20 protein-coding genes are annotated in these 20,940 nt (G+C 63.4%); 19 read left to right on the forward strand and 1 reads right to left on the reverse strand.

What is annotated here, in order from left to right; all coding sequences use genetic code 11:
* Positions 1-104: 104 nt before the first annotated feature.
* Positions 105-2,096, reverse strand: a complete 1,992-nt coding sequence (locus tag Q1M04_RS01115) for a type IIA DNA topoisomerase subunit B (protein ID WP_297996462.1) — start codon at positions 2,094-2,096, stop codon at positions 105-107.
* A gap of 482 nt (positions 2,097-2,578) precedes the next feature.
* On the opposite strand from Q1M04_RS01115, the gene Q1M04_RS01120 reads away from it, so the two are divergent.
* The 19 genes from Q1M04_RS01120 (at position 2,579) to Q1M04_RS01210 (ending at position 20,865) form a co-directional block, all read left to right on the forward strand.
* The gene (locus Q1M04_RS01120; protein ID WP_297996459.1) at positions 2,579-3,418 is read left to right on the forward strand and encodes a DegV family protein; all 840 of its coding nucleotides are present in this window, start codon (positions 2,579-2,581) and stop codon (positions 3,416-3,418) included.
* A 192-nt stretch (positions 3,419-3,610) separates the two neighbouring features.
* A complete protein-coding gene (locus Q1M04_RS01125; protein WP_297996457.1) occupies positions 3,611-3,943 on the forward strand; it encodes a cell division protein ZapA in 333 nt (110 codons plus the stop codon).
* On the forward strand, positions 3,940-5,997 hold the full coding sequence (locus Q1M04_RS01130; protein WP_297996454.1) for a U32 family peptidase: 2,058 nt from the start codon (positions 3,940-3,942) through the stop codon (positions 5,995-5,997). Before Q1M04_RS01125 ends, Q1M04_RS01130 begins: the two co-directional genes overlap by 4 nt.
* 59 nt (positions 5,998-6,056) lie before the next feature.
* Entirely contained in the window at positions 6,057-6,494 is a 438-nt protein-coding gene (locus Q1M04_RS01135; protein ID WP_295755378.1) for a dUTP diphosphatase, read from the forward strand.
* A 118-nt stretch (positions 6,495-6,612) separates the two neighbouring features.
* Positions 6,613-7,188 carry a nucleoside triphosphate pyrophosphatase gene (locus tag Q1M04_RS01140; protein ID WP_295755376.1) on the forward strand — a complete coding sequence of 192 codons (576 nt, stop codon included), beginning with the start codon at positions 6,613-6,615 and terminating at the stop codon, positions 7,186-7,188.
* Positions 7,189-7,221: 33 nt separating this feature from the next.
* Positions 7,222-8,073 carry a rod shape-determining protein MreC gene (mreC, locus tag Q1M04_RS01145; protein ID WP_300446215.1) on the forward strand — a complete coding sequence of 284 codons (852 nt, stop codon included), beginning with the start codon at positions 7,222-7,224 and terminating at the stop codon, positions 8,071-8,073.
* A 17-nt stretch (positions 8,074-8,090) separates the two neighbouring features.
* Positions 8,091-8,603, forward strand: coding sequence for a hypothetical protein (locus Q1M04_RS01150; protein WP_297996451.1), 513 nt, complete (start codon positions 8,091-8,093; stop codon positions 8,601-8,603).
* A 22-nt stretch (positions 8,604-8,625) separates the two neighbouring features.
* Positions 8,626-10,815 carry a penicillin-binding transpeptidase domain-containing protein gene (locus tag Q1M04_RS01155; RefSeq protein ID WP_297996449.1) on the forward strand — a complete coding sequence of 730 codons (2,190 nt, stop codon included), beginning with the start codon at positions 8,626-8,628 and terminating at the stop codon, positions 10,813-10,815.
* Between the two features lie 302 nt (positions 10,816-11,117).
* A complete protein-coding gene (locus Q1M04_RS01160) occupies positions 11,118-12,971 on the forward strand; it encodes a glycoside hydrolase family 13 protein (protein ID WP_297996446.1) in 1,854 nt (617 codons plus the stop codon).
* 185 nt (positions 12,972-13,156) lie between these two features.
* Positions 13,157-13,903 (forward strand): ParA family protein, encoded by a 747-nt coding sequence (locus Q1M04_RS01165; protein ID WP_297996444.1) that lies wholly within the window; start codon positions 13,157-13,159, stop codon positions 13,901-13,903.
* Positions 13,904-13,930: 27 nt separating this feature from the next.
* On the forward strand, positions 13,931-14,821 hold the full coding sequence (locus tag Q1M04_RS01170) for a ParB/RepB/Spo0J family partition protein (RefSeq protein WP_293279740.1): 891 nt from the start codon (positions 13,931-13,933) through the stop codon (positions 14,819-14,821).
* 2 nt (positions 14,822-14,823) lie between these two features.
* Entirely contained in the window at positions 14,824-15,384 is a 561-nt protein-coding gene (locus tag Q1M04_RS01175; protein WP_297293994.1) for a hypothetical protein, read from the forward strand.
* 16 nt (positions 15,385-15,400) lie between these two features.
* Complete coding sequence (locus Q1M04_RS01180; RefSeq protein ID WP_297996441.1) at positions 15,401-15,925, forward strand: hypothetical protein; 525 nt, start codon at positions 15,401-15,403, stop codon at positions 15,923-15,925.
* 77 nt (positions 15,926-16,002) lie between these two features.
* Positions 16,003-17,307, forward strand: a complete 1,305-nt coding sequence (gene serS / locus Q1M04_RS01185; protein WP_297996439.1) for a serine--tRNA ligase — start codon at positions 16,003-16,005, stop codon at positions 17,305-17,307.
* Positions 17,308-17,434: 127 nt separating this feature from the next.
* Positions 17,435-18,466, forward strand: a complete 1,032-nt coding sequence (locus Q1M04_RS01190; protein WP_297996437.1) for an S-layer homology domain-containing protein — start codon at positions 17,435-17,437, stop codon at positions 18,464-18,466.
* Between the two features lie 52 nt (positions 18,467-18,518).
* Positions 18,519-18,914, forward strand: coding sequence for a large-conductance mechanosensitive channel protein MscL (gene mscL, locus Q1M04_RS01195; protein ID WP_297996434.1), 396 nt, complete (start codon positions 18,519-18,521; stop codon positions 18,912-18,914).
* On the forward strand, positions 18,911-19,609 hold the full coding sequence (gene rsmG, locus Q1M04_RS01200) for a 16S rRNA (guanine(527)-N(7))-methyltransferase RsmG (RefSeq protein WP_297996432.1): 699 nt from the start codon (positions 18,911-18,913) through the stop codon (positions 19,607-19,609). The genes mscL and rsmG overlap by 4 nt, the downstream gene beginning before the upstream one ends.
* Positions 19,610-19,650: 41 nt before the next feature.
* A complete protein-coding gene (minD, locus tag Q1M04_RS01205) occupies positions 19,651-20,397 on the forward strand; it encodes a septum site-determining protein MinD (protein WP_297996430.1) in 747 nt (248 codons plus the stop codon).
* A gap of 51 nt (positions 20,398-20,448) precedes the next feature.
* A complete protein-coding gene (locus Q1M04_RS01210) occupies positions 20,449-20,865 on the forward strand; it encodes a methylglyoxal synthase (protein ID WP_293280388.1) in 417 nt (138 codons plus the stop codon).
* Positions 20,866-20,940: the final 75 nt, after the last annotated feature.

A 20,940-nucleotide genomic window follows, 5' to 3' on the forward strand; every position in this document is an offset into this window, starting at 1 on the left:
AGAGGGATTTATCAAAAAAATAAATGAGAAGGGGTCCAGGGGAAACTGGTTTCCCCTGGCCGGAGTCCAGAGGGCGGGCGCCCTCTGGCGGGTCTGGGCCGCCCCTAGGAAATATCCGCCATTTCAAGATACTTATACCCATTCTCGGCGATATGGTCCTTCCGCCCCTGGAGGTTGTCCCCCAGCAGGAGGTCAAAGACCTGGGCCGTCCGCTCCACGTCCTCCGGCATCACCCGGATGAGCCGCCGGGTCTCCGGGTTCATGGTGGTCAGCCACATCATGTCCGGGTCGTTCTCGCCCAGGCCCTTGGAGCGGTCAATCTTGTATTTCTTCCCCTCCAGGTCCTTGACAATGTCGTTTTTCTCCTTGTCGGAGTAAGCAAACCAGGTCTTCTCCCCGCAGTTGATTTCAAAGAGGGGGGTCTCCGCGATATACACATACCCCTCCCGAATCAGCGTCGGGGTCAGCCGGTAGAGCATGGTCAGCACCAGGGTCCGAATCTGGAAGCCGTCCACGTCGCCGTCGGTGCAGATGACCACCTTGCTCCAGCGAAGGTTTCCCAAATCAAAGGAGGACACGTCCTTGGCGTGCTTGCTGCTCACCTCCACGCCGCAGCCCAGAACCTTAATAAGGTCCGTGATGATTTCGCTTTTGAATATCCGGGCGTAGTCCGCCTTCAGGCAGTTGAGAATCTTCCCCCGGATGGGCATGATGCCCTGATACTCCGAATCCCGGGCCAGCTTCACGCTGCCAAGGGCGCTGTCGCCCTCCACAATGTAGATTTCCCGCCTGGCGGCGTCCTTCGTCCGGCAGTCCACAAACTTCTGCACCCGGTTGGCGATGTCCACGCTGCCGGAGAGCTTTTTCTTAATGCTCAGCCGGGCCTCCTCCGCCTTCTCCCGGCTGCGCTTGTTCAAAAGCACCTGCCCGGCGATTTTCTCCGCGTCGAAGTGGTTTTCAATAAAGTAAATCTCCAGGTTGGACCGGAGGAATTCCGTCATGGCCTCCTGGACAAACTTATTGGTAATGGCCTTTTTCGTCTGGTTTTCATAGCTGGTCTGGGTGGAGAAGTTGCTGGTGACCAAAATCAGGCAGTCCTCCACGTCCGCCCAGGTGACCTTGCTCTCGTTCTTCTGGTACTTCCCCTGCTCCCGGAGGTACTTGTCCACGGCGGAGACAAAGGCGGAGCGGCTGGCCTTCTCCGGGCTTCCCCCGTGCTCCAGCCAGCTGGAGTTATGATAGTGCTCCACCACGTTCACGCGGTTGGAAAAGCAGAAGGCCGCTGACAGCTTCACCTTATATTCCGGCTTGTCCTCCCGGTCCCGGCCCTTCTTCTCCGCCTGCCAGAAGGCCGGGGAGGTCAGGCTGTTCTCCCCCGCCAGCTCGGCCACATAATCGGCGATGCCGTTTTCATAGACGAACTCCGTCTCCTCAAAAACCCCCGGCTCCGTCTCGTTGCGGAAATGGAAGGTAATCCCGGCGTTCACCACCGCCTGGCGCTTCATCACGCCGGAGAAGTACTCCGCCGGGATATTGATGTCCGTGAACACCTCCAGGTCGGGAAGCCACCGGGTCCGGGTGCCGGTCTTTTTCGCCTGGGACTTGGGCAGGGGCGTTTTCTGGAGCTCCCCCGCGATCTCCCCCCGCTCGAAGCGGAGGCGGTACTCAAAGCCGTCCCGCCAGACGGTGACGTCCATGTACCGGGAGGCGTACTGGGTGGCGCAGGAGCCCAGGCCGTTGAGGCCCAGGGAGAACTCGTAGTTGTCCCCGGACACGTTATCATATTTGCCCCCGGCGTAGAGCTCGCAGAAGACCAGCTCCCAGTTGAAGCGCTGCTCCTTCTCGTTCCAGTCCACCGGGCAGCCCCGGCCCGCGTCCTCCACCTCCACGCTCCGGTCCAAAAAGCGGGTGACGGTGATGGACGTTCCATGGCCCTCCCGGGCCTCGTCGATGGAGTTGGATAAAATCTCAAAGACCGCGTGCTCGCAGCCGTCCAGGCCGTCGGAGCCGAAAATAACCCCGGGACGCTTGCGCACCCGGTCCGCGCCTTTTAAGGCGGAAATGCTGTCGTTGCCGTAATCCTGTTTCTTCGCCATAGTTCCTCCAAAACCGGCGGCATCCGCCGGGAACGTCTTTTTTTCGCCTCCGGGCACAGCATATAGGGGGAAAAGCCCCGGTTTTGCCCAGGATTTTGAAACGGTTCGATTATATCACAAGAAGCCCCCCGGTTCAACCCCCTCCCGCCGCCGCCTCCCCTTTCCCGCCTTTTCCCGGCCGGGACCGCCGTTTTTTCGGAAAATGTTACTTTTGTTACCGTTTCATAACGGCCCCGTCACCCCACCGGACCCCTTCCGGGAAGGGACTTTTGCACATTATCCACAGAGTTGTCCACACTGTTATGTCAACCGTGGATTTGGGGAAAAAATTTCTCTCCCGCCCCGGCGTGTCCGGCGGGGCCTGCCGCCCCTTCCGGGGAAAAATTCCCTCCTGTTTTTTCTTTTTCGGTTGACAAGCGGGGCAAATTCCTGTATGATAACAGAAGACGTGATATCGGAAACCATATTATGGGGTGTGTTGTATGATTTGTAAAATTGTGAGCGACAGCAGCTGCGATTTGCGCATGAGCGCCTTTGACGGCGGGGAGATCCGCTTTGAGACAGTCCCTCTGCGGCTCCAGGTGGGCGAGCGGGAGTTCATAGACAACGACGCGCTGGAGATTCCCCAGCTCCTGGGGGCCATGGCTCATGAGAAGGCCGCCGCCTCCACCGCCTGCCCCTCCCCCGCCGCCTTTGCCAAGGCCTTTGAGGAGGCGGACCGGGCGGTGTGCTTCACCATCTCCGCCAACCTCTCCGGCACCTATAACGCCGCCGTCCTGGGCCGGGACATGGCGCTGGAGGAGCACCCGGAAAAGGAGATCTGCGTCATCGACTCCAAGGCCACGGCGGGGGCCATGATCCTCTTAATCCGCCGGGCAAAGCGGCTTTTAGAGGCCGGAGGGGACTTTGAGGACATCTGCGCCCAGCTGCGGCTGTACCAGGCGGCGCTGCGGACCTGCTTCACCCTGGAGAACTTCGACAACCTCATTAAAAACGGGCGGATGCGCCCCCTGGTCGGGACCCTGCTCCACTCCCTGGGCATCCACGTCATCGCCGACGCCACCCCCCAGGGCACCATCCATGTGGCGGGCAAGGCCCGGGGGGAGGCCAGGACCTACCAGACCATCACGGCGCTGATGAAGGACAGCAAGGACTGCACCGGGGCGGAGGTCGTCGTCTGCCACTGCGAGAATCTGCCGGGTGCCTTGAAATTAAAGGAGCAGATTTTAAAGGACCTGCCGGTAAAGAGCGTGGAGCTGGTCCCCTGCCGGGGCCTCACCAGCTTTTACGCCATGGAAAAGGGGCTCATCGTGGGGTATTGAGCCGCCGTCATATCTTGGGCACGCCGCGAAACCCGCGGCGTGCTTTTTTGCCCCTGCCTCCAGGTTTGTAAATTTTTTCGATTCTTCCGAATTTCCTGTGGCGAAGCCCCGCCGGGTGTGCTATACTGTACGCTGTAAAATTACGCAGTCCGCCGGAAAGCCCGTTTTCCGGGGGCAAAGGAGGTCTCTTTTATGGCAAACCGAGTCGTTGTGACCATCTGCGGAGAGGACTACACCTTTGTGGCGGAGGAGTCCCCCTCCTACATGCAGAAGGTGGGCGCGTACGTAGGCGACAAAATGGACGAAGTGCTCAACAGCACCCGGGTGGGCAAAACCGATGCCGCCGTCCTCACCGCCGCCAACATCGCCGACGAGCTCTTCAAGGCCCAGGCCGTTGCCGAGCAGCTCCGCCGCCAGATTAAGGGCTACCTGGACGAGGCCGGGAAGGCCCAGAGCCAGGTCAGCGAGCTGAAGCGGGAGGTGGTCCGCCTCCAGCAGCGCCTGGACAGCCGGGGCTCTAAGTGAGGCCGGAGCTGCTGGCCCCCGCCGGATCGCCGGAGGCCCTGCGGGCCGCCGCGGAGGGCGGCGCCGGGGCCGTATACCTGGGCTGGGGGGCCTTCAACGCCCGCCGGGGGGCTCAGAACTTTTCCCAGGAGGAGTTTGCCCAGGCGGTGGCCTGGTGCCATGTCCGGGGGGTCCGGGTCTTTCTCACCTTGAACATCCTCCTGTCGGACCGGGAGCTGCCCGAGGCTCTGGAAACCGCCCGGACCGCCTCCCGGCTGGGGGTGGACGCGGTGCTGGTCCAGGACTGGGGCCTTTTTGACTTGCTCCGGCGCACTCTGCCGGACCTGCCCCTTCACGCCAGCACCCAGATGAGCGTCTTCACCTCCGGCGGGGCCTGTGAGATTGCCGCGGACGGCTGTGAGCGGGTGGTGCTGGCCCGGGAGTGCTCCAAGGAGGAGACGGCGGCGATCTGCGCAAGCTGCCCCGCCCAGGTGGAAGCCTTTGTCCACGGGGCGCTGTGCATGTGCTACTCCGGCCAGTGCGCCATGAGCGCCCTGATTGGCGGGCGATCCGGCAACCGGGGGCGCTGCGCCCAGCCCTGCCGCCTGCCCTACGGGGTGAACGAGGCGGCGAAGAATCAGCGGCCCCTGAGCCTTAAGGACTCCTGCATGGCGGATCACCTGGGGGAGATGGCGGAGATGGGAGTCTCCTGCCTGAAAATCGAGGGGCGGATGCGCCGCCCCGGCTATGTGGCCGCCGTGACGGGCGTCTACGCCCGGCTTCTGGAGGAGGGGCGGAGGCCCACGGCCCAGGAGCGGGAAACCCTGGAGCGGGCCTTTTCCCGCTCCGGCTTCACCGACGCCTATTGGCGGGGGACGAAGGGTCCGGAGATGCTGGGCTTCCGCCCGGAGAATGCGGAGGCCGCCCCCGCTGTGGAAGCCCCCCGCCGGGAGGAGGGCCGGGTTCCCGTCCGCTTTACCTGCCGGGTGGAGGCGGGAAAGCCCTGCCTTCTCACGGCGGAAGATCCGGAGGGCCGCGCCGTCACCGTCTCCGGGCCTCTGCCGGAGGCCGCCCGGAACCGGGCCCTGACGCCGGAGGACCTGGCCGCCCGGCTGAGCAAAACCGGGGGGACCCCCTACCGCTGTGCGCGTGTAGACGCATATGCAGACCCCGGCCTGTCCCTCTCCGCCGCCGCGGTGAACGCCTTGCGGCGGGAGGCTTTGGAGGCTCTCAGCGCCGCCCGGTCCCAGCCGCCGGAGCGGCGGGAGCACTTCCCCCCGCCTCCCCTGCCGGAGCAGGACCGCTCTCAGGAGGAGCCCCGGTTTACGGTTTCCCTGCTTACTGCCGCCCAGCTGACGGGGGGCGTTTTGGACCTCCGGCCCGCCCGGGTGTATCTGCCTCTGGAGCTGCTGGCGGACGTGCCTTCCCTGCCGGAGACGGAGGCGGAGTACTGCGCGATCCTTCCCCGGGTCTGGCGGGACCGGGACGAGGACCTGCTCCGCCGCTGGCTGGACAAGGCCCGGGCCCTGGGGGCTTCCGGGCTGCTGCTGGGAAACCTGGGCCACTTTCCCCTGGCCCGGGACGGCGGCTGGCGGCTCTATGGGGACTACGGTCTGAACGTCTTCAACAGCCGTTCCCTGGACTATCTCCGGGAGAAGGGGCTGGAATCCGCCTGTCTTTCCTTCGAGCTCCGCTTTTCCCAGATTCGGGACATGAAAAAAATTCTTCCGGCGGAGGCCATTGTCTACGGGCGGCTTCCCCTGATGATTACGGAGAACTGCCTGATTCAAAACAGCGCCGGCTGCCGCTGTGACCGGCCCAATTTTCTGAACGACCGCACCGGCGCGGCCTTCCCCCTCCTCCCCGCCTTCGGCCACCGGACGGAGGTGCAGAACAGTCGTCCCCTCTACCTGGCGGACCGGCCGGACTGGCGGCAATTGGGCCTTTGCTACGCCCGCCTGCGCTTTACAACGGAGAGCCCGGAGGACTGCGCCCGCCTCTGCCGGGCCTATCAGGAGGGCGCGCCCGCCGCCGGGGAATTCACCCGGGGGCTGTATCAGCGGGGTGTGGAGTGAATACAAACCGTTGATTTTCGGCAAAATGCTACAAAATAGAATTGCACAGGAGCGTTAAGATGAGAGAGAGCAAGGAAGTTAAGGTCAAATATTTTGTGGAGGACCTGGAAGAGCTTTGCTGTGTCCCCGGGTCCGACTGGGTGGATCTGCGGGCGGCGGAGGACGTGGCCCTGAAGGCCGGGGAGTTTTGCCTGATTCCCCTGGGCATTGCCGTGGCCCTGCCGGAGGGGTACGAGGCCCATGTGGTTCCCCGGAGCTCCACCTTTAAAAATTACGGATTGCTGCAGGCCAACTCCATGGGCGTGGTGGACGGCTCCTACCGGGGGGACGGGGATCAATGGCGCTGGCCCGCCTACGCCACCCGGGATGTGCGCATCCCGAAAAACACCCGGCTTTGCCAATTCCGCATTGTGGAGAACCAGCCCCCCCTGGTCTTTACCCGGGTGGAGCGGCTGGAGGGCCCCGACCGGGGCGGCTTCGGCTCCACCGGAACGTAACGTTTCTTGAAAGGCTGACGGGCCGGCCAGGGGGCCGGCCCCTACAGGGATTCGCGGGGGCCGCCGCCCTTGGCGGCCCGGCGGATTGCTATCATGATTGCGATTGAGGGTATAGCTTATGTCTAACATTGTACTGGCCTCCGGCTCTCCCCGGCGGCGGGAGCTTTTGGAGCGCATCGGCGTGACGGACTTTGTGGTCCGGGTGCCGGAGGTGGAGGAAAACTTTCCCGAGGGGCTGTCCCCCCAGGAGGTAGTCTCCTACATCTCCCGGGAGAAGGCGGAGGCCGCCGCCGGGCTCTGCGGGCCGGAGGACATTGTCATTACGGCGGACACCATGGTTTTCCTGGACGAGCAGCGCCTGGGCAAGCCCCGGGACGAGGCCCACGCCCTGGAAATGCTCACCGCCCTTCAGGGACGGAAGCACACCGTCTGCACCGGCGTCTCCGTCTGCCGGGGAACCCGGCGGCTGACGGAAACGGAATCCACGGACGTCTTCTTCCGCCCCGCCGCGGAGGAGGAGCTCCGCCGCTACATCGCCACCGGAGAGCCCATGGACAAGGCCGGGGCCTACGGGGTCCAGGGCCGGGGGGCCCTGCTGGTGGAGCGGCTGGAGGGAGACTTCTTCAACGTCATGGGCCTCCCCGTGCTTCGCCTTGCCCGGATGCTGGAGCGGTTCGGCGTTTCCCTGCTGTAACTTGTTTCCTCCTTATCTTTGACCTTTATATAGGTGATTGGATTGAAAAATTTCCTGAAACAGCATGGGCTCTGGGTGCTTTTCGCCGCCGCCGTTTTGTCGGTGGCCATGGCGGTAATGTCGGTGCTCAGCGCCAATTCCTCCCCGCTGGAAAACCTGACGGGAATGATCGTCTCCCCCTTCCGGGCCGGGTACACGGCGGTGGCCAACTGGTTCAACGACCTGCAAAATTATTATAAGGACACCACGGATCTCCAGGCGGAAAACGCCGCCCTCCGCCAGCAGATTGCCAAAATGGAGGAGACCATCCGCCAGGCCAAGGCGGACGTGGAGGAGAACGCCAAGCTCCGGGAGCTTTTGAACCTGACGAAGCAGCGCCGGGACCTGACGGACTTCGAGGCCTGCATGGTCACGGAGCACGCGGTGACCAACTGGACCTCTTCCCTGACGCTGAACAAGGGGACCTCCCTGGGCGTCGAGGCGGGGGACTGCGTCATTGACGAGTGCGGCAATCTGGTGGGCGTCGTCTCCCAGGCGGGGACCAACTGGTCCACGGTGCTGACCCTGGTGGACACGGACACCTCTTTGGGCGCTCAGATATTCCGGACCAAGGACTTAGGCATAGCCCGGGGGGACTTCTCCTTGATGGGGGAAAAGCGCCTGCGGCTGGAATACCTCCCGGCGGACCGCGCCCCCCTGGCGGGGGACGTGGTGGTGACCTCCGGCCTGGGCGGCTACTATCCCTCCGGCCTGGTCATCGGCTCTGTGGAGCAAGTCCAGGTGGACGACTCCGGCGCGGCCTCCTACGCCATCTTGGCCCCGGCGGCGGACCTGGACGCCCTGACGGAGGTTTTCGTTATCAAGTCCTTTGAAATTGTCACCTGACGGGCGGAGGCTCTTTTATGATTGCGAGAAATGAAACCATCTTCAAATGGTCCCTGTATGCCGCCGCCACGGCCCTGTGCCTGCTGGTGCAGACGGGCTTCCTCCAGCGGCTGGAATTTTGGGGAGTCCTTCCCTTTCTCTATCCCCTTCTGGCGGCCATTCCCGCCACCTATGAGGGGCCCCTTGCCGGGTCCATTTTCTCCTTGTGCGTGGGCCTGGTCTCCGACCTGCTTCTGCCAGGCCCCGTCCCCTGCCTCTACACCCTGATTTTCCCCCTGGCGGGCCTCTGCGCCGGGCTGCTGTCCCAGAGCTGGCTCCCCGCCGGGTTCCTCTGCTCCTTTGTCTCCGCCGCCGCCGCCTTCCTGCTCCACGGCAGCTTTCGCTGCCTGATTCTCTGGATGCAGGGCGCCGCCGCCTGGGAGGCCGGAGCCCTGGTTATGGTCCGGGAGTTCTGCGCAGCCGCTCCCTTTGTCATTCCGCTGACGCTGCTTTACCGCTCCGTCTTCCGAAAAACCCGTTTCGACGACTGATTTCTAAATAGAAAGGCGCCCTATGGACCGCAAGGAAATGCAAAATGCCCGCCTCTATCTGCTCACCGCCCTCCTGGTGCTGGTATTGGTCGCTTACTTTTTCGTGCTCTACGACGTGCAGATCATCCACCACGATGAATACGCCGCCAAGGCCATTCGCTCCATCGTGCGGTCGGAGAAGGTGGAGGCCTCCCGGGGCATCCTCACCGACCGCAACGGAAAGCCCCTGGTCTCCAACCGCTCCACCTATGATTTGACCTTCGACGCGGACCTCCTCCGCCCGGGGGAAGACAGCAACGAGGCCATTCTCCGCCTGGTCCAGCTCTGCCAGGCGGAGGGCGTGGCCTGGAGCGACAACCTCCCCATCTCCCGGCTGGCCCCCTACGCCTACACCGTGAACCAGATGGACAAACAACAGAAGAAGCTGTTTCTCGCCTACCTCAAGACCCTCAAGCCCTGCGCCGAGGCTTTGGGGGAATACCTCCTCCGCCACCCGGAGGCGGTCTCCACCCCGGAGCCCGAGCCGGAGGAGGGGGCCGCGCCTATGGAGGAGCTCTCCCCCAAGAAGCGGGCCCAGGCCCTGCTGGACCGCCTGATTCCCGACGATCTGACGGAGGCTTTGCTGATGGACGCCGGCGTCACCCCCGCCCAGCTTATCGGCGCCATGCGGGGAGAGCTGGGCATCCCCGAGGACTACACCATGACCCAGGCCCGGATGGTGCTGGGGGTCCAGTACGAGCTTTCCGTCCGGAAGCTGGACAACTACGCGGCCTATGTGCTGGCCCGGGACATCGACACTCCCTTCATCTCCCTCCTCAGCGACGGGAACTACGCCGGGGCCAAGGTGACCCTCTCCTCCGTCCGGGAGTACGAGACCCCCTATGCCGCCCACATTCTGGGCTATGTCAGCAGCATCACCATTGAGGACGACTACCCCTCTTTAAAGGAAAAGGGCTATGACTACGACGACCTTATCGGCAAGGTGGGGGCGGAGCTGGCCTTTGAGGAGTACCTGCGGGGCAAGGACGGCCGCCGCATGGTGGCCACCAACGACGAGGGAAAGGTCACCGGGGAATACTACTCCACAGAGCCTGTCCCCGGCAACACCGTGGAGCTGACCATCGACCTCAATTTCCAGTCCCAGGTGGAAGACTGCCTGGCGGAAACCGTCACCCGCCTCAACGCCGACGGCGACGAGAAGCGGGGCGCCGGGGCGGCGGTGGTGCGGGTGGGCACCGGCGAGGTGCTGGCCCTGGCCTCCTATCCCTCCTATGATCTGGCTTCCTTCCGCCGGACCGAAGAGAACTACGTCGCCGTCAGCAGCGACCCGCAGGCCCCCCTCTTCAACCGGGCCGCGGAGGGCAAATATCCCCCCGGCTCCACCTTGAAGCCCTTTACCGCCATGGCGGCCCTGCTGGACGGGAAGGTAACCCTAAACGAGAAAATCAAGGACACCGGCTCCTGGCGCTACCCGGGGGACGAGGCCAACAGCTACGCCAACTGCTGGAAGCGCTCGGGCCACGGGAACCTGAACGTCACCGGGGCCATTACCAACTCCTGCAACTACTTTTTCGCCGAAATGGGCTACCGCCTGGAAATGGAGGGGCTTCGGAAATACCTGGTCCAGTTCGGCCTGGGGGAAAAGACGGGCATCGAGATTCCCGAGACCGCCGGACTCCTGCCGGAGAACCCCCAGGGCCAGAACCAGGCCCCCTGGGCGGCCTTCGGCCAGTCCAACCAGCTCTACTCCCCCTTGCAGCTGGCCAACTATGTCGCCACCCTGGTTTCCGGCGGGAAGCACTGTCAGGCCCATTTGCTGAAAACCGCCAAGACCTATGACAATTCGGAGGTCGTAGCCGTGGGGAACACAGAGCCCATCAACGAAATCGACATCAGCGACGAAAACCTCCGGGCGGTGAAGGAGGGCATGAAGGGCCTGGTAGAGGGCACTCTCTCCCCCTATTTCCGGAACTGCGTGGTCTCCGCCGGGGCCAAGACCGGCACCTCCCAGGTCCGGGCGGACACGAAAAACCACGGCGTCTTCGTCTGCTTCGCCCCTTACGACGACCCGGAGATCGCGGTCGCCATCGCCATTGAGCGGGCGGACGCCGGCGCGGCTCTGGCCTCCACGGCGGTGAACATCCTCAACGCCTATTTCACCCCCCCGGAGGACACCATTGCCATCACCGGGGAGAACCAGCTTTTGCCCTAACCGGATGTCCCGCTTCCCTGTAGGGGCGGACCTGTGTATCCGCCCCTGCGGAGTGTTTCACGTGAAACGTCCTTTGTGGGGCCTGACCCTTGGATATCCCTTAGCGGCTTTGCCGCTTACGGATATCGCATCCCCCTTGCGGGGGCCCGGTCAGGCCATTCCTCCCTCAGCCCCAATGGCCCGGTCTGGGGACCGGGCCCCACAGAGGCCGGGTTTCCCCGGCCTTTTTCCCCCGAAAAGCGAGCAGTAAAAAAATGTCATTTGTTGGAACCCCTTATTTTAACAAACAAGGAGTTTTTCCCATGAACACACCTTCCGTCTTCGACTCCCGCGATCCCCGGTACAAGCAGCCCTATGGCGCCCTCCTCTGCGGGAAGGAGTGGTCCCTCACCTGCCGCCCCCTCTCCAGCGAGGGGTTCACCCACTGTTCCGTCGTCATCCGCCGGGAGTTTGCCGGGCACGAGATGGAGGCGGAGCTGCCCTTTACCGGCTTTCAGGAGGACCGGGCCGTCTTCTCCCTCTCCCTCATCCCCTTCCAGACGCCGGAGCTGGCGTGGTACTGGTTCCGCTTTTGGCGGGACGACGGCACCGGCTGTCTTTTGGACAAGACCGGCTACCGCAGCGAGGGAGAGCCGGTCCCCTGGCAGCTCACCGTCTATGAGGAGAGCCGCACCCCCGCCTGGTTCGGCGAGGGGGTGACCTATCAGATCTTCCCGGACCGCTACTGCCGTTTGGACCTCCCGGACCCGGCGGGGCTTATTGGAGAGCGCTGGGTGCACCAGGACTGGGACGACCTCCCCGCCTGGAGGCCGGAGGACGGCGAGGTGAAGAACCGGGACTTCTTCGGCGGCTCCCTGGCGGGCGTGGCCGCCCACCTGGACGACTTGGCGGCCCTGGGCGTCACCACCCTTTACTTCTGCCCCATTTTCGAGTCCGCCTCCAACCACCGCTACAACACGGCGGACTATACGAAAATCGACCCCATGCTGGGCACGGAGGAGGATTTCACGCGCCTTTGCGCCATGGCCCGGGAAAAGGGCATCCGGGTTTTGCTGGACGGCGTGTTTAACCACACCGGCTCCCAAAGCGTCTACTTCAACGCCGACGGCTTCTATCCCACCCTGGGCGCGGCCCAGAGCCAGGACAGCCCCTATTACCACTGGTTCCAGTTCAGCGACTGGCCCGGGTCCTATGACGCCTGGTGGGGCATCAGCACCCTGCCCAACGTCCGGGAGGACTGCCCGGACTACGTAAACTATATCATCACCGGACAGGATTCCATCGTGAAGCGCTGGCTCCGGGCCGGGGCCTCTGGCTGGCGGCTGGATGTGGCGGACGAGCTCCCCGACGAGTTCATTGAACAGCTCCGCGCCGCCGTGGAGGAAACGGACCCCGACGCCATGGTCATTGGCGAGGTCTGGGAGGACGCCAGCAATAAGATCTCCTACTCCCGCCGCCGGAAGTACCTCCAGGGGAAGGAGCTCCACGGGGTAATGAACTACCCCTTCCGCACCGCCCTGCTGAACTACCTGCTGGACGGCCCGGCGGAGGATTTCAAGGAGGCCATGGAGACCATCCGGGAGAATTACCCTCCCGCCGCCTTCTACTCCGCCATGAACTTCCTGGGCACCCACGATACCCCCCGGGTCCTCACGGTACTGGGCGGCGTCCCCCTGCCGGAGGGCCGGGACGCCCAGTCTACCTTCCACCTCTCCCCTGTCCAGCGGGAGGCGGGCCTGGAGCGGCTCCATGTGGCGGCGGCCATCCTCTTCACCTTCCCCGGCTCCCCCATGGTCTATTACGGGGACGAGGCCGGCATGGAGGGCGCGGCGGACCCCTTCAACCGCCGGACCTATCCCTGGGGCCATGAAAACCAGGCGCTTCTGGCCTGGTTCCGCCGGCTGGGGCAGCTGCGGAAGGACCGGGCTTCCCTGCGCCGGGGAGAACTCCGCTGGCTGGAGGCCCAGGGCCCCCTGCTGGCCTATGTCCGGGAAACCTGTGACGAGGCCACCGCCACCCTGGTAAACGCCGGGCCGGAGGAGCGGACCGTCTCCCTGCCGGGGGGCGGCTTCCGGGACCTTTGCACCGGGGAGAGCCTTTCCGGAGAGACGGCCCCCGTCCCTCCCTACAGCGTCCGGCTGCTGGGCCGGGGCTGAGGCGATCGAAATAAAGGATTGTTTCACGTGAAACACCAAGGGCCCGCCGTTTTCGGCGGGCCCTTCTTGTCTCACATAAAACTTTCTACGTCTTCCCCCAAATTTTCAGAAAATTGTGGGTTTTGGCCTTGCAAGGGCGGGACAGCCTTGTTATAATGAAATTTCGAAAGAAAGTAGGTGTTCTTGTGGCGAAAATCATCGCTGTTGTGAATCAAAAGGGCGGCGTGGGGAAAACCACTACCTGTGTGAACCTGGCCGCCGCTTTGACAGAGGCGGGAAAAAGAGTCCTCCTCTGCGACTTCGACCCCCAGGCCAACGCCACTTCCGGCATGGGCGTGGACAAGACGGTTTCCAAGGGGGTCTATTCCGCCGTCATCGGGGAGCTGCCCGCCGCCGAGACGGTGTCCCGCACCCGTTACGGGGACGTGCTCCCCTCCAACAAGGCCCTGGCGGGGGCGGGGGTGGAGCTCATCGGCATGGAGCGGCGGGAATTCCTGCTGAAGGATGCCCTCTCCTCCCTGCGGGAGGACTATGACTTCATTCTCATCGACTGCCCTCCCTCCCTGGAGCTTTTAACGCTGAACGCCCTGTGCGCGGCGGACTCCATTCTGGTGCCGGTGCAGTGCGAGTACTTCGCCCTGGAGGGGCTTTCCGATTTGATGAACACCGTCCGGCTGGTGCGGCGGTCCCTGAATCCCTCCCTGGAGCTGGAGGGGGTGCTGCTGACCATGTTCGACGGACGGACGAACCTCTCTCTCCAGGTGGCGGAGGAAGTGAAGCACTACTTCCCCGGCAAGGTCTACGCCTCGGTGATTCCCCGGAACATCCGCCTTTCCGAGGCCCCCAGCCACGGCAAGCCCATCAGCGCCTACGACCGGGCTTCCCGGGGGGCCGACGCCTATGCGGCTTTTGCGGCGGAGTTCCTGAAATAAACCACCTTTTTGAAAGGAGTGCATGTTATGGCAAACAAAAAGCCCTCCGGCCTGGGCCGGGGGTTGGGCGCCCTGCTGGGAGACGACGTATTAAAACCCGAAGCCGCCGGGAATCTGTACCTGCCCATTTCCCAGGTGGAAAGCTATTCCGCCCAGCCCCGGAAGCTCTTTGACGAGGACGCGCTGGCGGAGCTGGCGGATTCCATCCGGGAGCACGGGGTCATTCAGCCCCTGACGGTGCGGAAGCTGTCCTCCGGCTATTACCAGATCATCGCCGGGGAGCGCCGCTGGCGGGCCGCCCGGCTGGCGGGCCTCACGGAGATTCCCGCCGTGGTTATCGAGGCCGACGACCAGAAGGCGGCGGAGCTGGCATTGGTAGAAAACCTCCAGCGGGAGGATTTGAACCCCATGGAGGAGGCCGCGGGCTACCAGTCTTTGATTCAAACCTATCACATGACCCAGGAGGAGGCCGCCCGGCGGGTGGGCAAGTCCCGCAGCGCCGTGGCCAACGCCATGCGGCTTCTGGGCCTCCAGCCCGGCGTGCGGAAGCTGGTGGAGGAAGGAAGCCTCTCCGCCGGACATGCCCGGGCCCTGCTTCCCCTCTCCCCCGCCCTGCAAACCAAGGCGGCGGAAACCGTGGTCCAGGGCCAGCTCTCCGTCCGGCAGACGGAGGTCCTGGCCAAGAAGCTGCTTACCGAACCCGCGGAGGAGCCGGAGATTCCCGAGCCCCCCAAGGAAGTGGACTACGCCGCCGAGGCCCAGCGCTCCCTGGCCTCCCGCCTGGGGAGGGGCGTGAAAATCGTCACGGGCCGGAAGAAGGGCCGGATTGAGCTGGAATATTACGGCCTGGACGATCTGAACGACCTGCTGGAGGCCCTGGCCCTCCTGAAAACCAGCCGGAAAGGACCGGAGGCATGAATTTGGAAAAGCGAAGTCAAGGCGGCCCCATGGAGCCGGAGGAGGATTTGACCCCCAAGGGAAAGAAGCCGGTGGTGGTCTATATCATGGTCCTGTTCATCGCGGCCTTTTTGCTGATGGCCTGGTCCTTCGCCTCCCACCAGCGGAGCAATACGGAGGCCATCGGAGAGCTCCAGAGCTCCGTCACGGCCATGCGGAGCGTGCAGGATACGATGCTGACCCTCCAGGACGAGCTGGAGGAGGCCCAGGACGAAATTGAGGAGCTGGAGCGGGAGGCCAGCCTGCGGGACAGCGAGCGGGAGGCCTATAACCGGCAGTACCAGGCCCTGGCGAATCTCTACACCCTGGAACGGCTCTACCGCCAGGAAAACCTGGAGAACTGCCGGAAGGTCATCGACCGCATGGAAGAAGAGGACCTGGCGGTCTGCCTCAGCGACAACCTCCCCCTCTCCGAGCGGGAGCTGGGCCTCACCGTTTCCCCCCGGGAGCGCTATCACCAGCTGAAGGAAGCCGTGGAAACCCGGGAGGCGGAGGCTCAGGAAACGGACGGCGCCGCCTCCTGACAGAAAGGGGAGGCCAATGAACCGAAAAAGAACGCCTATGACTTGGATCAAGGCTCACCGGAGGGCTCTGGCTGCCGCCTTGGCATTGGTTTTATGGGCGGCGTGGTATTCCCGGCCTGTGGACATCTACACACTGGCCCCTGGAATGAAGGAGCCGGACAGCATAGACATTTCCCTGCGGGAGCTGGGGGAACAAGGCAGAGACTCCCCCATTCAATGGTTCTCCCCGGGGGACCCGGAGTGGGACGCGGCCCTGGAAGCGATCGAAGCCCTTCGGTTCCGCCGCCCGCCCTGGAATATTCTGCTCCAGCTTATACCGGAGCGGACCATCACTGGCCGCGTCACCCATGACGGGGACCTGCACATTCTATTCTCTCTGTACAAACCGGGTGGAGGCCATGTCCAAGTGCAATTTTTCATTGACGAGTGGACGTACCACTCCCCTTATTCCAGCCGGAATCTCACCCTCTGGGTGGCGGATTCCAGGGAAACCGGAGAGGCTTTGGCGGAGATATTCCAGCCATTGCTGGCGTCCGGCTGAGAGAGGAGAAAGCAACTCCTCCGTTTCACGTGAAACACTCCAAACGAGTTTAATTTAAACGAAAGAAGGAAATCATCATGCTTGATATCCGCTTCATCCGGGAGAACCCCGAGGCCGTCAAGGAGAACATTCAAAAGAAATTCCAGGACAGCAAGCTCCCCCTGGTGGACGAGGTCATCGACCTGGACGCCAAGCGCCGCGCCGCCATCGCCGAGGCGGACCAGCTCCGCTCCAACCGCAATACCCTCTCCAAGCAAATCGGCATGCTCATGGGCCAGTCCAAAAAGGACCCCTCCAAGCTCCAGGAGGCCGAGGCCGTCAAGGCCCAGGTGAAGGAACAGGCGGACCGCCTGACGGAGCTTGAGAAGCAGGAAAACGAGCTGGAAGCGGAGCTCCACAAGCGCATGCTGCTGATTCCCCAGATCATCGACCCCTCCGTCCCCATTGGCAAGGACGACAGCGAAAACGTGGAGGTCCAGCGCTTCGGCGAGGCCAAAACCCCGGACTTCCCCATCCCCTATCACACGGAAATTATGGAGTCTTTCGGCGGCATTGACCTGGACGCGGCGGGCCGCGTCTCCGGCAACGGCTTCTATTACCTCCTGGGCGACATCGCCCGGCTCCATGAGGCGGTGCTGGCCTATGGCCGGGACTTCATGATCGGCAAGGGCTTTACCTACTGCATCCCCCCCTTCATGATTCACGGAAACGTGGTGGAAGGCGTCATGAGCCAGACGGACATGGACGGCATGATGTACAAAATCGAGGGCGAGGACCTGTATCTGATCGGCACCAGCGAGCACTCCATGATCGGCCGGTTCATCGACCAGATTCTCCCCGCCGGGAACCTGCCCCAAACTCTGACCTCCTATTCCCCCTGCTTCCGCAAGGAGAAGGGCGCCCACGGCATCGAGGAGCGGGGCGTGTACCGCATCCACCAGTTTGAAAAGCAGGAGATGATTGTGGTCTGCAAGCCCGAGGAGTCCCCCATGTGGTACGAAAAGCTGTGGCAGTTCTCCGTGGAGCTGTTCCGCTCCCTGGACATTCCCGTGCGGCAGCTGGAGTGCTGCTCCGGCGACCTGGCGGATTTGAAGGTCAAGTCCTGCGACATCGAGGCCTGGTCCCCCCGGCAGCAAAAGTATTTTGAGGTCTGCTCCTGCTCCAACCTGGGCGACGCCCAGGCCCGGCGGCTGCGCATCCGCTACAAGGACGAGTCCGGCAAGACCCAGCTGTGCCACACTCTCAATAACACCTGTGTGGCCCCGCCCCGGATGCTGATTGCCTTCCTGGAAAACAATCTCCAGGCCGACGGCACCGTGACCATCCCCGAGGTCCTCCGTCCCTACATGGGCGGCACGGAAAAACTGGTCCCCCAGAAGTAAGGCCCCGTTGCCGTGCACAAATCCAGGACAAATACCAGGGTATAGAGCGAGATAAAGCTTTTTTGCCTACTTTTTTCTCGAAAAAAGTAGGACGACCGGACTGGAGCCGATAGAAAGGACTTGAACGATGAAACGTATTGCCGGACTGATTTTAACGGCTGTATTCCTGTCTGTCCTCTGTATCCCTTGCGCCGCAGCGGATACCGGGCGGGCCTACCCCGGCTTTTTCGATGTGGCGGAGGGAAGCGCCTCCTATGAGGCCGTGAAGCTCTGTTATGAGCGGGGCTTGATGAACGGCGCCTCGGACACGGCCTTCAGCCCCCAGGGCAAGCTGAACGTGGCCCAGCTGGTGGTGCTGGCGGCGCGGCTCTACAATCTCCAAAACGGCGGCGACGGCACCGTGCCGGACCTGCCGGACCTGAGCCAGCCCTACCTCCGGTTCTATGACAGCGAGGGGAACCTTTTCGCCTCCTTCAACTCGGCGCAGGAGCTCCAGTACAACGCCGGGGAGCAGCCCTACATCTCTCTCAGCAACGCCCCCGACGCTCCCGACCTCCCCGAGACCTGCAAGCTGGAAATCGGCTTTGAGGACTATGGCCAGGTCAGGTCCTTTGAGGGCGTGAAGGAATCCCACGAGAGCGCCGGGGGCACCATGCACCAGGGCTTTGTGGGAACGGGCTACCGCTTCGCGGACCCGGAGGCCCGCCGCTTTACCGCCCTGCCCAACCGATCGCTCATGGAACAATTCCAGGAGGCCTGGTGGTTCCCCGCCGCCTTTTATCTGGGCATCGAGAATGTCCTGCACATCGAGGGCGAATTGTTCTACCGGGCCAGCAACGGGAACAACGGAGACGGCAGCGGCTATGACCCGGCGGTACGCTTCTCCAAGGACAACGCCACCCGTTCCCTCTTCGCCTGGCTGGTGGAACGGACCGCGGGGGAGCTGGAGACCGTCAACGAGGCCATCACTGTCCCCGACGTAAACCCAGATGAAACCCAGGACGCCGCCGCCATCCTCCGGCTCTATCAGGCGGGGGTCCTCACCGGGGTGGACCAGGCCGGGAACTTCGGCGGGGACCGGGAGCTGACCCGGGCCCAGGCCGCCATCATGCTGGCAAGGGTGCTGGACCCCGCCCTGCGGGTCCGGCTGGGCGGATAAGGTCCTCCTGTCCGTAGAGATTTTATCACTTTATACGAAAGGGAATCGAATTATGGCAGAAAAGACCTCCGGCTTCCTGGCGGAATTCAAAACCTTCATCGCCCGGGGGAACGTCATGGATATGGCGGTGGGCGTCATCATCGGCGGAGCGTTTTCCAACATCACCAACTCCCTGATTAACGACATCGTGATGCCGGTGCTGGGCATCTTCACCAGCTCCGTCTCGTTTGCTGAGCTGTCCGTAAACATCGGCCCCGCCGTCATCACCTACGGCAACTTTATCCAGGCGGTTCTGAATTTCCTGATTATGGCCTTTGTGGTCTTCTGCCTGGTAAAAGCCCTGAACCGCTTCCACAAGAAGAAGGAAGCCGCTCCCCCGCCCCCGCCGGGCCCCTCCCCCGAGGAGAAGCTGCTGACGGAAATCCGGGACCTGCTGAAGGAGAAATGATGGAGTCCATCCTACGGGAGGGCCTGGAGGCCCTCTCCCTCCCAACGGAGGGAATCCCGGCTCTGCTCCGCTACTGGGAGCTGCTGGCGGAAAAAAACAAGGTCATGAACCTCACCGCCATCACGGACCCCGCCGAGGCGGCAAGGCTCCACTTCCTGGACAGCGCCGCCCTGCTGGCCCTGGCGGACCTCCGGGGGAAAACCCTGGTGGACGTGGGGACCGGGGCGGGCTTCCCGGGCCTTCCCCTGAAAATCCTGGAGCCCTCCATTCAATTGACCCTGCTGGACGCCCAGCGCAAGCGGGTGGACTTCCTCCGGGAGGTCTGCGAAGACCTGGGGCTGGAGGACGTGGAATGCGTCCACGGCCGGGCGGAGGAATTCGCCCAGCAGCGCCGGGAGTCCTTTGACTTCGCGGTGAGCCGGGCGGTGGCGGCCCTGCCGGTACTGACGGAGCTGTGCCTGCCCCTGGTGAAGCCGGGGGGGCAATTCCTGGCCATGAAGTCCGTGGACAGCAATGAGGAGCTGAACGCCGCCGGGCGGGCCGTCAATCTGCTGGGAGGACGGCTGGAAAAGCCCGCCGATTATAGTATTTCCGGCACAAATGTCCCCCGGCGGCTGGTGATTATGACTAAAATTACCGAAACGCAAAAAAAATACCCCAGAACGTTTGCAAAGATCAAGAAGAATCCGCTATAATAGAAGGTGCGAAATCAGCGTTTGGAAGGGAGGCGCGTTCCATGGCGGGCCAATGCGTTGCCGTGGTCTCCGGCAAGGGGGGCACGGGCAAGACCTCCTTCACCGCCGGGGTGGGCTCCGCCCTGGCGCAGATGGGGCAGAAGGTGCTGTGCGTGGACTGCGACGTGGCCCTGCGGAACCTGGACCTGGCCCTGGGGCTGACGGACAAGGCCATTATGGACTTTACCGACGTGGCCCAGCAGCGCTGTTCCCTGGACGTGGCGGCAGTGGAACACCCGGACCTTCCGGGCCTTTTCCTGCTGACGGCCCCCACCCGGAGCCGGGGCCGCCCGGTGACGGAGGAGCAGATGGCCGTCATGCTGGACGCCGCCCGGGAGCGGTTCGACTACTGCTTCCTGGACGCTCCGGCGGGTCTGGACAGCGGCTTTCAGCTGGCCACCTGCGCGGCGGACCGCTGCGTGGTGGTGGCCACGGCGGACGCCTCCTCCCTGCGGGACGCCCAGCACACGGTGATGGAGCTGAACCGCTTCCCCACCGGGCGGCTGCACCTGACGGTAAACCGGGTGCGGCGGAAAATGCTGCGCAGCATGCACGCCACCATCGACGACGCCATTGACCGGGCGGGCCTGCCCCTCATCGGCGTCATCCCGGAGGACGACGCCCTCCCCCTCTCCCTGAACAAGGGGGTGCCCCTGCTGCTCAGCGGCAGCCAGGGCGCGGCGGCGGCCTACCGAAACATTGCCAAGCGCCTCCAGGGGCAGAAGGTCCCCCTGCTGCGGATACGATAAGACAAGTCCCCGGCGGCCTCCGCCGGTTATGAAGACAGAAAGGAGCATGACATGAACATCGCGCTGATGGCCCACGACAACAAGAAGGAGCTGATGGTCCAATTCTGCACCGCCTACGCCGGGATTCTGGCCCGGCACCAGCTCTACGCCACCAACACCACCGGACACATGATTGCGGATTCCACGGGCCTGGATGTCCACTGCTTCCTGACCTACGCCCACGGCGGCAGCCAGCAGATTGGGGCCCGCATCTCCTATAACGAGTTCGATTTGGTGCTGTTTTTCAACGACCCCGCCAACGAGGAGCGGGCGGAGGACATCTCCTACATCTCCCGTCTCTGCGACCAGAACCGGGTCCCCTTCGCCAGCAACATCGCCACGGCGGAGATGCTGGTCCTGGGCCTGGCCCGGGGCGATCTGGACTGGCGCTTAATCGTCAATCCCTCCACCTCCCGCCCCCTGGCCTGACTTTTCTTGAAAGAAAAGTCAGCAAAAGAACTTTACCTCGCTCTGGCAGTCTGGCGATAAACCAAGCCGGAGCGG

This window comes from uncultured Oscillibacter sp., from assembly GCF_950073225.1.
Taxonomy (GTDB): Bacteria; Bacillota; Clostridia; order Oscillospirales; family Oscillospiraceae; genus Oscillibacter.